This window comes from Kitasatospora sp. NPDC088783 (assembly GCF_044750705.1).
Taxonomy (GTDB): domain Bacteria; phylum Actinomycetota; class Actinomycetes; order Streptomycetales; family Streptomycetaceae; genus Kitasatospora; species Kitasatospora fiedleri.
The window spans coordinates 54,499-67,500 of sequence record NZ_JBIVKJ010000010.1 but is presented as its reverse complement, the minus strand read 5'-3'; the positions used below and the strand labels follow the sequence as shown (position 1 = coordinate 67,500).

The following is a 13,002-nucleotide window of genomic DNA, read 5'->3' as shown; positions in this document are numbered from 1 at the left end:
GTCCTCACACCCGATCCGCGACGCGCTCGCCGAGCAGGCCCTGCGGCCGCACCAGCAGGACCACGATCAGCAGCACGAACGCCCACACGTTGGCCCAGGCGCCGCCGCCGAGCTGGTGCATGCCCGGGACGTCCTGGATGTACGCGGTGGCCAGCGACTCGGCCACGCCCAGCACCAGGCCGCCCAGCATCGCGCCGTAGATGTTGCCGATGCCGCCCAGCACGGCCGCGGTGAACGCCTTCAGACCGGCCAGGAAGCCCATCGTGAAGTCGACCTGGCCGTAGCGCAGGCCGTGCGCGACCGCCGCGACGGCGGCGAAGGCCGCGCCCAGCGCGAACGCGACCACGATGATCCGGTCGGTGTCGATGCCCATCAGCTTCGCGGTGTCCGGGTCCTGCGCGGTGGCCTGCATGGCCCGGCCGGTGCGGGTAAGCCGCACGAAGGTGGCCAGCACCAGCATGCACAGCGGCGCGGCGACCAGCAGGAACAGGTCGTTGCGCTGCAGGTGGAAGGCGCCCAGGCCGACCGGGTCGCCTCCGAACTGCGGGAAGGACAGCGCCTTCTTGCCGCCCGGGTAGAACGCCCACACCACCTGCTGGAGCGCGATCGACAGGCCGATCGCGGTGATCAGCGGCGCCAGCCGGGGCGCGGTGCGCAGCGGTCGGTAGGCGAAGCGCTCGGCGGCGGCGGCGGTGAGCACGGAGGCGAGCACACCGCCGAGGATCATGACCGGCAGCGCCAGCCAGAGGGAAGTGCCGTGCGGCAGCGCCGCGTAGGCGGTCAGCGCTCCGAAGCCGCCGATCATGAATATCTCGCCGTGGGCGAAGTTGATGAGCTGGACGATGCCGTAGACCATCGTGTAGCCGATGGCGATCAGGCCGTACATCAGGCCGAGCATCAGTCCGTTGGCCAGGTTTTGCGGCAGTTCGTGCACCGCGGGCCTCCGTGGATAGGGGGGTACGAGGAGGCGGAGGGCACTTGTGGTGCCCTCCGCCGACACGGCTGTCTTGCGGGGGGGAGTGGTGCGGATCAGCCGGTGTAGGTACCGCTCTTGACCTTCTTCCACGCGCCGCCCTGGACGCTGTACACGGTGAGCTGCTTGTTGGTGGTGTCGCCGTACTCGTCGAAGGAGACCTGGCCGGTGACGCCGGTGAAGTTCACCTTGCCGAGCTCGTCCAGCACCTTGGTGCGCAGGTCGTCCGGCACCTTGCCGCCGTTGTGCCCGACCGCGGCCTTGACCGCCTCGATGATCGACCAGGCGGCGTCGTAGGAGTAGCCGCCGTACGCCGCGTACGGGTCCTTGTAGCCGGCCTTGGCGTAGTTGGCGACGAAGTCCTTGGCGGTGTCCAGCTCCTCGACCGGGACGCCGACCGAGGTGGCCAGGTCGCCCTCGCCGTTGCCGTTGGCGAGCTTGATGAACTCCGGGTCGTAGATGCCGTCGCCGCCGAACAGCGGGACCTTGGCGCCGTTCTTCTTGATCTGGTCGCTGAGCGGGCCGGCGTCCGGGTACTCGCCGCCGTAGTAGACCGAGTCGGCGCCGGAGGAGGCGACCTTGGTGGCGACCGCGGAGAAGTCCTTGTCGCCCGGGTTGATGTGGTCGCTGCCGACCACGGTGCCGCCGAGCTTGGTGAACTCCGCCTGGAAGATGGCGGCCAGGCCGGCGCCGTAGGTCTTCTTGTCGTCGATGACGTAGACCTTGGTCTTCTTGGCGTCGTTGTACAGGTACTGGGCGGCGAACTTGCCCTGCACCACGTCGGTGGTGGCGGTGCGGAAGTACGACTTGTACTGGCGGGCGAACTGGTTCTCGCCCCACTTCGGGCCGAGCGACAGCTCGGGGCTGGTGTTGGCCGGCGAGATCTGGGCCAGCTTGGCGTCGTCGAAGACCTTCTGCATGGTCTGCGAGACGCTGGAGTTGAGCGGGCCGACGACGCCGACGACGCCCTTGGTGTCGACCAGCGCGGTGGCGTTCTGCTTGCCGGTGGTCGGGTTGGCCTGGTCGTCCTTGGCCTCGATGGAGAAGGTCACGCCGGGGACGTAGTTCTTCTCGTTGGCCTGCTTGGTGGCCAGTTCGACCGAGTTGCGGATGCCCAGGCCCAGCGCCGAGAGGCTGCCGCTGGTCGGGGCGTCGACGCCGATCACGACCTTCGTCCCGCCACTGCCGCCGCTCGCGTTGTCCGCGCCGGAGTCGGACTTGCCACCGCGCGAACCGCAGGCGGAGAGGGTGAGCGCCCCGGTTACCGCGATGGCGACGACAAGAAGTGAGCTCTTTCGCACGACGAGGGTCTCCTTCTGGATCTGGAGGACACGCGCACAGGGCTGGCGGTGCCGGATAGCGACAGCCCAGCCCGAAAACCGGACAGAGCGGTGACTGGGCGTGACTCTAGACCGCCGCTGGCTGCTCGGGCAGTGGGGCGGGTGAGGCTGTGATTCTCTTGTTATGACCACGGCGTCGGCTGATCTCACATCATGGTCGAAAACCCCAGGTGGAGCCGGAAATTCCGGGACCCGTCCCGAGTAGCGGATGGACTCCTTCCTCAACTCGCAGGTCACGCCTGGGTTCACCGATTATCGGACAGGTTTGTCCGCAGATTGGGGGGTGGTCGCGGACGTCCGATAATCGGTGACGTCGCAGGCGGAATGCAGAGCGGCGGAAAGGTCCCGGGCGTAGGGGGTGCCCAGGATCTGACTCACGGTCTCCATTGCGCGCGTATTACGCAGCGTTACATCCAGGAAAGGAAGGCTCGCGTCCGCCGGCGCCCCCGAGCAGTCCACGACCTCCAGCCCCACCCGCAGCGAGAGCGTCCCCCCGGGCGGCACCGTCCGCGGCAGCCAGCCCGAGACCCGCACGGTCAGCCCCCGGTACCCCTGGCTCACCCCCAGCACGTCCACCGGGGCGGGCCCGGTGTTGCGCACCGCCAGCCGCAGGGCGAAGGAGTCCGACCCGGCCGGGGCCGGACCGTCGTACTCGAACCTGGTCGACTGCGAGGGGAACGGCGGGAGTTGCCCCGGTGGGGGCGAACCCGACGCCCGCCCAGGGTAGTTCACCGCGTGCCGGATCGTCAGTCCCAGCGCCAACAGCAGCAACAAACTTGCCAGCACGCACTTCTGACGTCTGCTCAGCAGGCGCGGCGGACGCTCGGGCGGCCGCTCCGGGCGCAGCACGAGCGGCGTCCAGGTGCCCTCGCCCGGCTCGACCGGACCGAGGAACCCCCCTGGGCCGCTCGGCAGTTCGCGCTCTCCGGACATGGCGGCGCCCCCTCGTCCAGCCGAGGTTGCCCCTGGCGGGGACCGGCCAAACTCCGAGGGGGCGCGCGCGGGGCCGTGCTCTGCGGGGTGCCGCCGCGGCGGTGTGCCGCGGTCGTGCCGCCGCGCTCGGCCGGACAGGGCCTAGAGGTCGCGCAGCATGCAGGTCAGCCGGCAGGAGGTGATCCGGCGGCCGGTGTCGTCCGTCACCGCGATCTCGTACGTCGCGGCCGTGCGGCCCTTGAACACCGCCGTCGCCACGCCCGTCACCAGGCCCGAGGTCGCCGAGCGGTGGTGCGTCGCGTTCAGGTCCACGCCCACCGCGTAGCGGCCCGGGCCGGCGTGCAGCATCGCGCCGATCGAGCCCAGCGTCTCGGCCAGCGCCGCCGACGCCCCGCCGTGCAGCAGCCCGTACGGCTGCTGGTTGCCCTCCACCGGCATCGTCCCGACCACCCGGTCCGGGGACGCCTCCACGATGGTGATGCCCAGCTTCTCGCCCAGGTGCCCGCCGGAGAAGGTCTCCGCGCTCACCCCCAGCTTGGCGAAGTGGTCCAGCACGTCCTGGGGCACTTTCAGTACGGGCGCCGCGTCGGTCATGGTGCTCCTGCTTCCGGGGTTCGCTTCGTTGCGCGTCGATCGTACGACTGTCTACCCGTGGGTAGGGAGGTGCTCCGCGCCGCGCCGGAGATGTCCGCACCGACCTCTAGGATCGGGGAGGCAGTGCAACCGGCAGGACGGGACGTGACGTGGCGACACAGGGTGCGGGCAAGAAGGCGGCCGAACGGCCCCGGCTGATGCTGCTGGACGGGCATTCGATGGCCTACCGGGCCTTCTTCGCCCTGCCGGTGGAGAACTTCTCCACCGCCACCGGCCAGCACACCAACGCCGTCTACGGCTTCGCCTCGATGCTGGCCAACACCGTCCGCGACGAGCGGCCCACCCACCTGGCGGTGGCCTTCGACCTGTCCCGGCAGACCTTCCGGTCCGCCGAGTTCCCCGAGTACAAGGCCAACCGCGCGGCCACGCCGGACGAGTTCCGCAGCCAGGTCCCGCTGATCGGCGAACTGCTCGACGCCATGCGGGTGCCCCGGGTCACCGCCGAGGGCTTCGAGGCCGACGACGTCATCGCCACCCTGGCCACCGCCGCCGCGGCCGAGGGCTTCGAGGTGCTGATCGTCACCGGCGACCGGGACTCCCTCCAGCTCGTCAACGAGCACGTCACCGTGCTGTACCCCACCAAGGGCGTCTCCGAGTTGACGCGCTACACCCCCGAGAAGGTCGCCGAGAAGTACGGCGTCCGCCCCGACCAGTACCCGGACCTGGCCGCCCTGCGCGGCGACCCGTCCGACAACCTGCCCGGCATCCCCGGCGTCGGCGAGAAGACCGCCGCGAAGTGGGTCAACCAGTTCGGCTCCTTCGAGGAACTGGTCAACCGGGCCGACGAGGTCAAGGGCAAGATCGGCGAGAAGCTCCGCGAGCACCTCGACTCCGTCAAGCGCAACCGCTTCCTCACCGAACTGGTGCGGGACGTCGAACTGCCGCTCGGCGTCCCCGAGCTGGCCCGCGCCCCGTTCGACAAGGACGAGGTCGCCCGGCTGATGGAGGCGCTGGAGTTCCGCAACCCCAACTTCCGCGACCGGGTGGCCGGCATCGACCCGGCCGGCGCCGAGAGCGCCGCCGCCGTCGAGGTCCCGGCCGGCCCCGCCGTCGACGGCGACCTGCTGACCGTCCCCGGCGCGCTCGCCGCCTGGCTGGAGGAGCACACCGGCACGGACGTCCGCACCGCCCTCGCCGCCGACTACAGCTGGGCGCTGGGCACCGGCGGGGTCGAGCAGATCGCCCTCGCCACCGGCACCGCCGCCGCCTGGTTCGACCCCGCCGCGCTCGGCGAGGACGACGACCGCGCCTTCACCGCCTGGCTCGCCGACCCCGAGCGCCCCAAGGCCCTGCACATCGCCAAGCAGGTCATGCGGGCCTTCGCCGAGCAGGGCTGGCGGTTCGCCGGCGTCACCGCCGACACCGCGCTCGCCGCCTACCTGGAGAAGCCCGGCCGCCGCACCTTCACCCTCGACGTCCTCGCCGAGGAGTACCTGGGCCGCTCGCTCGCCCCCGCCGCCGCCCAGGCCGAGACCGGCCAGCTCAGCTTCGACGCCGACGAGCCCGACCCGACGGCCGGCGCCCAGTCCCTGATGACCCGGGCCCGCGCCGTCCACGACCTCGCCGAGCTGTTCGACACCCGGCTCGCCGAGGTCGGCGCGGTCGAGCTGTTCCACGACATGGAACTGCCGATCGCCGAGCTGCTGGCCCGGATGGAGCGCCACGGCATCGCCGCCGACCGCGCCTGGCTCCAGGGCCTGGAGACCCAGTTCGCCGCCGAGATCCAGCGCTGCGTCGAGGAGGCGCACGCCGCCGCCGGCCGCGAGTTCAACCTCGGCTCGCCCAAGCAGCTCCAGGAGGTGCTGTTCGGCGACCTCGGCCTGCCCAGGACCAAGAAGATCAAGACCGGCTACACCACCGACGCCGACGCCCTCACCTGGCTCGCCACCCAGACCACCAACGAACTCCCAGTCATCCTGCTCCGCCACCGGGACCAGGCCAAGCTCCGCACCACCGTCGAGGGCCTGCTCAAGACCGTCTCCCCGCAGGGCCGCATCCACACCACCTTCAACCAGATGGTCGCCGCCACCGGCCGCCTCTCCTCCCAGGACCCGAACCTGCAGAACATCCCCGTCCGCACCGAGGAGGGCCGCGCCATCCGCCGCGCCTTCGTGGTCGGCGAGGGCTACGAGACGCTGCTCACCGCCGACTACTCGCAGATCGAGCTGCGCATCATGGCGCACCTCTCCGAGGACGAGGCCCTGATCGAGGCCTTCACCACCGGCGAGGACCTGCACACCACCGTCGCCTCCCAGGTCTTCTCGGTCCCCCCGGCGAGCGTCGACGCCGAGATGCGCCGCAAGATCAAGGCCATGTCGTACGGCCTCGCCTACGGCCTGTCCGCGTACGGCCTCTCCCAGCAGCTCGGCATCAAGCCCGCCGAGGCCCAGGGCCTGATGGACACCTACTTCGAGCGCTTCGGCGGCGTCCGCGACTACCTGCACGACGTGGTCGAGGAGGCCCGCGCCGTCGGCTACACCGAGACGCTGCTCGGCCGCCGCCGCTACCTGCCCGACCTCACCAGCGACAACCGGCAGCGCCGCGAGATGGCCGAGCGGATGGCCCTCAACGCCCCCATCCAGGGCACCGCCGCCGACATCGTCAAGATCGCCATGCTCCGGGTCGACGCGGCCCTGCGCGCCGCCGGCCTCGCCACCCGGATGCTGCTCCAGGTGCACGACGAGATCGTCCTGGAGGTCGCCCCCGGCGAGCGCGAGCAGGTCGAGGCCCTGGTCCGCGAGCAGATGGCCGGGGCGTACCCGCTGCGCGCCCCGCTCGACGTCTCGGTCGGCGCCGGCGCGAACTGGGAGACCGCCGCGCACTGACACCCGGATCGTCGCGGTCACCGCGTTCACCGGGTTTATCGCGTTGCGGGCGGGCGTCCGGCCCGCCGAGACTGGCCGGATGCCTGCCTCCTCCTCCTTCTCCGAGAAACCCACCCTGGTGGGCGAGAAGGTCCTCCTGCGGCCCGTGCGGCCGGAGGAGGACCTTCCCATGCTCCGCGCCGTGATCAACGACCCGGACGTGCTCCGCTACACCTCCGACTCCTACACCCCCGAACCCCCGGTCTGGGACGAGGCGACGGAGCGCCGCGTCGTCGACTGGTACACCACCCGCAACGAGCAGACCGACCGCCTCGACCTGATCGTGGTCGACCGCGCCACCGGCCGCGGCGTCGGCGAGATCGTCCTCAACGAGTGGGACGCACCCAACCGCGCCTGCAACCTCCGCATCGCCATCGGCCCCGACGGCCGCGACCGCGGCCTCGGCACCGAGGCCGTCCGCCTCCTCACCGACCACGCGATCCGGGCGATCGGCCTCAACCGCGTCTCGCTCTCCGTCTACGCCTTCAACGGCCGGGGGCAACGGGCCTACGAGAAGGCCGGGTTCAAGGTCGAGGGGGTGCGGCGGCAGGTGCTGCGGTACGGCGACGAGTGGGTCGACGACATCGACATGGCGGTCCTGGCGGAGGACTGGGGGTAGCTTCCCCGCCCCGCCCGCTCACCCGCCCGTGCGCGCCCCGCGCGGGCGAGCCGGGCCGGGTGACGCGGCGTCACTTGCGCGGGTTGGCGCGGCGGGTGGGTTCGGCCGTGGTGGGGTCCTCGGGCCAGGGGTGGCGGGGGTAGCGGCCGCGGAGGTCGGCGCGGACGGCGGGGTAGCCGGTGCGCCAGAACGCGGCGAGGTCGCCGGTGACGGCGGCCGGGCGGCCCGCGGGGGAGAGCAGGTGGACGGTGAGCGGGACGCGTCCGCCGGCCAGGGCCGGGGCGGCGGCCCAGCCGAACAGCTCCTGGAGCTTCACGGCCAGCACCGGCCGCTCGGGGTCGCTCGCGTAGTCGACCCGGATCCGGCTGCCGGTGGGCACGGTGATCCGCTCCGGGGCGAGTTCGTCGAGCCGTCCGGCCTGCCCGCTCGCCCAGGGCAGCAGGCGCGGCAGCGCGGCGGCGGTGTCGATCCGCTCCAGGTCGGCCCGGCGCCGGGCCCGGGAGAGCTCGGGTTCCAGCCACTGCTCGGCGGCGGCCAGCAGCGCGGCGTCCGCGACGTCCGGCCACGGGTCGCCGATCGCCCGGTGCAGGAAGGCGAGCCGTTCGCGCAGCCCGCTCGCGGCGGGCGGCCAGCGCAGCAGCGCGGAGACGCCCTCCCGTTCGAGCCCGTCCAGCAGCGCGGCCCGCAGCAGCGCCGGGTCGGGTGCGGTGAGCGGTGCGGCGGCCAGTTCGATCGCGCCCAGGGACTCCACCCGGCGGGACGCCACCTCCCGCTGCCGGACCGACCAGCGCACCTCCTCGCGGGCCGCCAGCAGCGGCCCGGCCGCCCGCCGGGCGGTCGCCTCGTCCACCGCCACGGCCCGCAGCACCCGCGCGGAGGGCGACCCGGCGGGCCGGTCGGCGACCGCGACGGCCAGCCAGCCGCCGGCCGGCAGCCGCGTCCCGGCGGGCAGCTGGGCGGCCGTCCCGGAGGCCATCAGGTACGCCCCCTCCCCGCCCTCCCGGGCCCGCGCCACCCGCTCCGGGTAGGCCAGCCCGACCACCAGCCCGGCGGCGGCACCGTCCGACAGCCCGGAGCCGGCGGCCCCCCGGCCGGCCCGCGCCCCGAGGCCGTCGCCGGCTGCCGCGCCGCCCTCGACCGGCGGTCGTCCCGCCGCGCCGTCCGCGCCCGGCGGCCGTCCCGCCGCGCCGCCCTCGGCGGGCTGCGCGGTCGGGTCCGTCAGGGCGTGTTCGAGGCGGCGGGTCTCGTCCTTCCAGCGGCGGGCGTACGGGTCGGTGGAGCGGCGGACGGTGCGGTGGATCTCGGCGAGGTCGTCGCCGAGGGCGCGCGGGGGCTCCTCGGAGAGGAGGGCGACGAGTTCGGCGGCGCGGCGCGGGCCGACCGCGGGGGCGCCGTCGAGCAGGGCGCGGGCGAGGCGGGGGTGCAGGCCGGTGCGGGCGATGGCGCGGCCGCGGTCGGTGGGGCGGCCGGCGGGGTCGACGGCGGCGAGGGCGCGCAGGACGTCGCGGGCGGCGGCCATCGCGCCGGCGGGCGGCGGGTCGGGGAGGGTGAGGCCGGTGGCGTCCGGGTCGCCCCAGCAGGCGGCCTGGAGGGCGAAGGAGGTGAGGTCGGCGAGCGCGATCTCGGGGGTGGGGAAGCGGGCGGCGCGGGCGTCCTCGGCCTCCGCCCAGCAGCGGTACACGGTGCCGGGGGCCTCGCGTCCGGCGCGGCCGGCGCGCTGCCGGGCGGCGGCCAGCGAGGTGCGGACGGTGACCAGCCCGGACAGGCCGCGGGCGTGGTCGGTGCGCGGCTCCCGGGTCAGCCCGGAGTCGACCACGACCCGCACGCCCGGCACGGTCAGCGAGGACTCGGCGACCGAGGTGGCCAGCACCACCCGCCGCCGACCGCCGGGGCTGAGCGCGGCGTCCTGCACGGCCTGCGGCGCCTGCCCGTGCAGGGACAGCACCTCGACGTCCTCGGCGGCCAACTGCCCGGCCACCCGGACGATCTCGCCGACCCCCGGCAGGAAGCACAGCACGTCGCCGTCCCGTTCGGCCAGCGCCCGGCGCACCGTCGCCGCGACGTGCGACAGCAGCGCCGGGTCGACCCGCGTCCCGTGCGGGGGGCGGACCGCGGCCGGCGGCGGGGCCCACACCGTCGCCACCGGGTGCGCGACGCCCTCGGCGGCCACCACCGGGGCGCCGCCCAGCAGTTCGGCCCAGGCGTCGGTGTCGGCGGTGGCGGAGGCCAGCAGCAGGCGCAGTTCGGGGCGCAGCGCGGCCCGGACGTCCAGCAGGAAGGCGAGCGCGGTGTCGGCGTCCAGGTGGCGTTCGTGGCACTCGTCGAGCACCACCGCGTCCACGCCGGGCAGTTCGGGGTCGCGCTGGAGGCGTTGCAGCAGGACGCCGGTGGTGACCACCTCGACCCGGGTGCCGGGGCCGACCCGGCGCTCGCCGCGCACGGTGAACCCGACCGTCCGGCCGACCGGTTCGTCCAGCAGCCAGGCCATCCGCCGGGCCGCCGCCCGGACCGCGAGCCGGCGCGGTTCGGCGACCAGCACCCGGCGCGGCGGCCCGTCCGGGTCGAGCAGGCCGGCCAGGGCGAGCGGCACCAGGGTGGTCTTGCCGGTGCCGGGCGGCGCGGACAGCACGGCCGCGCCGGACTCGTCCAGGGCCCGGGCGAGGGCGGGCAGGGCGGTGCGGACCGGCAGTTCGAGCCCCCCGGGGCGCACCGCGCTCAGCCGTTCCGCCGGGCGACGAAGATCGCCGTGCCGGGGATGTGCCGGCCGCGCAGCGGGCTCCAGCCGCCCCACTCCTGCGCCAACTCCTCGGGCCACTCCGGCTCGACCAGGTCCAGCAGCGTGAACCCGGCCGCGACCAGCTCGCGGACCCGGTCGCCGAGCGTCCGGTGGTGCTCGACGTAGGTGGCGGTGCCCTGCTCGTCCTGCTCGACGTACGGGGTGCGGTCGAAGTACGAGGAGGTGGCGGTCAGCCCCTCCACCCCGGGCTCGTCCGGGAACGCCCAGCGGATCGGGTGGGTCACCGAGAACACCCACCGCCCGCCCGGCCGCAGCACCCGGTGCACCTCGCGCATCAGCCGCGCGGTGTCCGCGCTGAACGGCACCGCGCCGTACGCCGAGCACGCGTGGTCGAACGAGCCGTCCGCGAACGGCAGCACCGCCGCGTCCGCCTGCACCACCGCGACGGGCGCCAGCCCGCGGCCCAGGTCGATCCGGCGGGAGTGCTGCAACTGCCGGTAGGAGATGTCCAGCGCGACGGGCCGGGCCCCCCGGGCGGCCAGCCAGCGCGAGCACTGCGCGGCGCCGGAGCCGATCTCCAGCACGTCCGCGCCCGCGAGCGCGGCCGGTTCGCCGAGCAGCTGCACCTCGGCCTCGTCCACGCCCTCCGGGCACCAGGTGAACCGGTCGTCCCCGAGGAACTCGCCGTGCTCGTCCTGGTAGTCGTCCGCGTTCCGGTCCCACCAGTGCCGGCTGGCCCGGCTCGACTCGCGCTCCCCGGCCTCCCGCCGCAGCGCCTCGTCGCCGTCCTCCTCGTCCGGCCCGTCCTCCCGCGCCTCCCCCCGGGGGGCGGAGGGCACGTCGTACGCGGACGGGTCGTACCCGCCGGGCTCGTCGTCGCGGGGCTCGTCGGGACCGGGGGCGGTGGAGTGGGTCATGGGATCCGTCACGTAGGCTATGGGCTTGCGGAAGCGCTGCTGCTGCGGAGCCGGCCCCGTACGGGGGCCGGGTCGGGCGGTGGCATCCGGGGTAGGGCCGGTGTTCCAGGCGCGGTGAGAAGCGCCGTTGGAGGATATGGCCTGATCCGTCCCGGGCTCTACCGGTCTCGTCGGCTTCGACGTTGACCGTGCCGGGGTGTCCCCGTATGCTACAAGTTGCGCTGCGGGCCTGCGCGCCTCGGACGGAGCAGGTCGCGCTCGCATCTGTCGAAGACCCCACGGTCGTCAGACGGACGCCGGGAATCCTGTACTGCGGGAGTCCTTTCGGTGGGCCGTTTTCTGGCCTGTACGGCTTTCGGTGGGAGCGATCAGGGCCCCCCGCGTGGCATTACCTACGACTTCATGTCCGTACCGGAGCCCTTTTCCTAATGACGAGCCCCACCGACACCTCTGTCAGCACCACCCCGCAGGTTGCGGTCAACGACATCGGCGACGCGGACGCGTTCCTCGCCGCGATCGACGAGACCATCAAGTACTTCAACGACGGCGACATCGTTGAGGGCGTCATCGTGAAGGTCGACCGTGACGAGGTGCTCCTCGACATCGGTTACAAGACCGAGGGTGTCATCCCGTCCCGCGAGCTCTCGATCAAGCACGACGTCGACCCCCACGAGGTTGTCTCCGTTGGCGACAACATCGAGGCCCTGGTTCTCCAGAAGGAGGACAAGGAGGGTCGCCTGATCCTGTCCAAGAAGCGTGCGCAGTACGAGCGCGCCTGGGGCACGATCGAGAAGATCAAGGAAGAGGACGGCATCGTCACCGGTACCGTCATCGAGGTCGTCAAGGGTGGTCTCATCCTCGACATCGGCCTCCGTGGCTTCCTCCCGGCCTCGCTGGTCGAGATGCGCCGCGTCCGCGACCTCCAGCCCTACGTGGGCAAGGAGCTCGAGGCGAAGATCATCGAGCTGGACAAGAACCGCAACAACGTGGTCCTGTCCCGCCGCGCCTGGCTGGAGCAGACCCAGAGCGAGGTCCGCCAGACCTTCCTCACCACCCTGCAGAAGGGCCAGGTGCGCTCCGGCGTCGTCTCCTCGATCGTCAACTTCGGTGCGTTCGTCGACCTCGGCGGCGTCGACGGCCTGGTGCACGTCTCCGAGCTGTCCTGGAAGCACATCGACCACCCGAACGAGGTCGTCGAGGTCGGCCAGGAGGTCACCGTCGAGGTTCTCGACGTGGACATGGACCGCGAGCGCGTCTCCCTGTCGCTGAAGGCGACCCAGGAGGACCCGTGGCAGCAGTTCGCCCGGACCCACCAGATCTCGCAGGTCGTCCCGGGTAAGGTCACCAAGCTGGTTCCGTTCGGTGCGTTCGTCCGCGTGGACGAGGGCATCGAGGGCCTGGTCCACATCTCCGAGCTGGCCGAGCGCCACGTCGAGATCCCGGAGCAGGTCGTCCAGGTCGGCGACGAGATCTTCGTCAAGGTCATCGACATCGACCTCGAGCGCCGCCGCATCAGCCTCTCGCTGAAGCAGGCCAACGAGTCCCTCGGTGCCGACCCGGCGTCGGTCGAGTTCGACCCGACCCTGTACGGCATGGCCGCGTCCTACGACGACCAGGGCAACTACATCTACCCGGAGGGCTTCGACCCCGAGGCGAACGACTGGCTGCCCGGCTTCGAGAAGCAGCGCGAGGAGTGGGAGCGGCAGTACGCCGAGGCCCAGGCCCGCTTCGAGCAGCACCAGGCCCAGGTCATCAAGTCCCGCGAGGCCGACGCGGCTGCCGCCGCCGAGGCCGGCGAGGAGGCCCCGGTCTCCGGCGGTGGCGGCTCGTACTCCTCCAGCAGCGACGAGACCTCCGGCGCGCTCGCCTCGGACGAGGCCCTGGCCGCGCTCCGCGAGAAGCTGGCCGGCGGCCAGAGCTGAAGCACCGCGCTTCGGCTGCTGCGCGTAGCTGACTGACAGCAAC

The 13,002-nt window shown here is 72.9% G+C and carries 9 protein-coding genes; 3 read left to right on the top strand and 6 right to left on the bottom strand.

Features of this window, described 5'->3' with window-relative positions:
* Positions 1-4: 4 nt before the first annotated feature.
* From ACIP60_RS25880 to ACIP60_RS25865, 4 genes are all read right to left on the bottom strand, one after another.
* A complete protein-coding gene (locus ACIP60_RS25880; protein ID WP_400688269.1) occupies positions 5-934 on the bottom strand; it encodes a branched-chain amino acid ABC transporter permease in 930 nt (309 codons plus the stop codon).
* Positions 935-1,029: 95 nt separating this feature from the next.
* On the bottom strand, positions 1,030-2,274 hold the full coding sequence (locus tag ACIP60_RS25875; RefSeq protein WP_400688267.1) for a branched-chain amino acid ABC transporter substrate-binding protein: 1,245 nt from the start codon (positions 2,272-2,274) through the stop codon (positions 1,030-1,032).
* Positions 2,275-2,565: 291 nt separating this feature from the next.
* Positions 2,566-3,246, bottom strand: coding sequence for a Tat pathway signal sequence domain protein (locus ACIP60_RS25870; protein ID WP_400688265.1), 681 nt, complete (start codon positions 3,244-3,246; stop codon positions 2,566-2,568).
* 141 nt (positions 3,247-3,387) lie between these two features.
* Positions 3,388-3,840 carry a PaaI family thioesterase gene (locus ACIP60_RS25865; RefSeq protein WP_100835725.1) on the bottom strand — a complete coding sequence of 151 codons (453 nt, stop codon included), beginning with the start codon at positions 3,838-3,840 and terminating at the stop codon, positions 3,388-3,390.
* Positions 3,841-4,037: 197 nt separating this feature from the next.
* Between ACIP60_RS25865 and polA the strand changes: the two genes are divergently transcribed.
* Together polA and ACIP60_RS25855 are read left to right on the top strand one after the other, a co-directional pair.
* Positions 4,038-6,725 (top strand): DNA polymerase I, encoded by a 2,688-nt coding sequence (gene polA, locus ACIP60_RS25860; protein ID WP_400688619.1) that lies wholly within the window; start codon positions 4,038-4,040, stop codon positions 6,723-6,725.
* A 79-nt stretch (positions 6,726-6,804) separates the two neighbouring features.
* A complete protein-coding gene (locus ACIP60_RS25855; RefSeq protein ID WP_400688262.1) occupies positions 6,805-7,383 on the top strand; it encodes a GNAT family N-acetyltransferase in 579 nt (192 codons plus the stop codon).
* Positions 7,384-7,453: 70 nt separating this feature from the next.
* On the opposite strand, the gene ACIP60_RS25850 is transcribed toward ACIP60_RS25855, so the two are convergent.
* Complete coding sequence (locus tag ACIP60_RS25850) at positions 7,454-10,093, bottom strand: ATP-dependent RNA helicase (RefSeq protein WP_400688260.1); 2,640 nt, start codon at positions 10,091-10,093, stop codon at positions 7,454-7,456.
* A gap of 5 nt (positions 10,094-10,098) precedes the next feature.
* The gene (locus ACIP60_RS25845; RefSeq protein ID WP_400688258.1) at positions 10,099-11,037 is read right to left on the bottom strand and encodes a class I SAM-dependent methyltransferase; all 939 of its coding nucleotides are present in this window, start codon (positions 11,035-11,037) and stop codon (positions 10,099-10,101) included.
* Positions 11,038-11,465: 428 nt separating this feature from the next.
* Here ACIP60_RS25845 and rpsA point away from each other — a divergent pair, with 428 nt between their 5' ends.
* The gene (gene rpsA, locus ACIP60_RS25840; RefSeq protein WP_111553210.1) at positions 11,466-12,959 is read left to right on the top strand and encodes a 30S ribosomal protein S1; all 1,494 of its coding nucleotides are present in this window, start codon (positions 11,466-11,468) and stop codon (positions 12,957-12,959) included.
* Positions 12,960-13,002 lie beyond the last annotated feature (43 nt).

Bases quoted from the DNA above. Each gene is read 5' to 3' on its own strand.
- ACIP60_RS25870 (WP_400688265.1), bottom strand. From the start codon at position 3,246: ATGTCCGGAGAGCGCGAACTGCCGAGCGGCCCAGGGGGGTTCCTCGGT.
- ACIP60_RS25865 (WP_100835725.1), bottom strand. From the start codon at position 3,840: ATGACCGACGCGGCGCCCGTACTGAAAGTGCCCCAGGACGTGCTGGAC.
- polA (WP_400688619.1), top strand. From the start codon at position 4,038: ATGCTGCTGGACGGGCATTCGATGGCCTACCGGGCCTTCTTCGCCCTG.
- ACIP60_RS25855 (WP_400688262.1), top strand. From the start codon at position 6,805: ATGCCTGCCTCCTCCTCCTTCTCCGAGAAACCCACCCTGGTGGGCGAG.
- ACIP60_RS25845 (WP_400688258.1), bottom strand. From the start codon at position 11,037: ATGACCCACTCCACCGCCCCCGGTCCCGACGAGCCCCGCGACGACGAG.
- rpsA (WP_111553210.1), top strand. From the start codon at position 11,466: ATGACGAGCCCCACCGACACCTCTGTCAGCACCACCCCGCAGGTTGCG.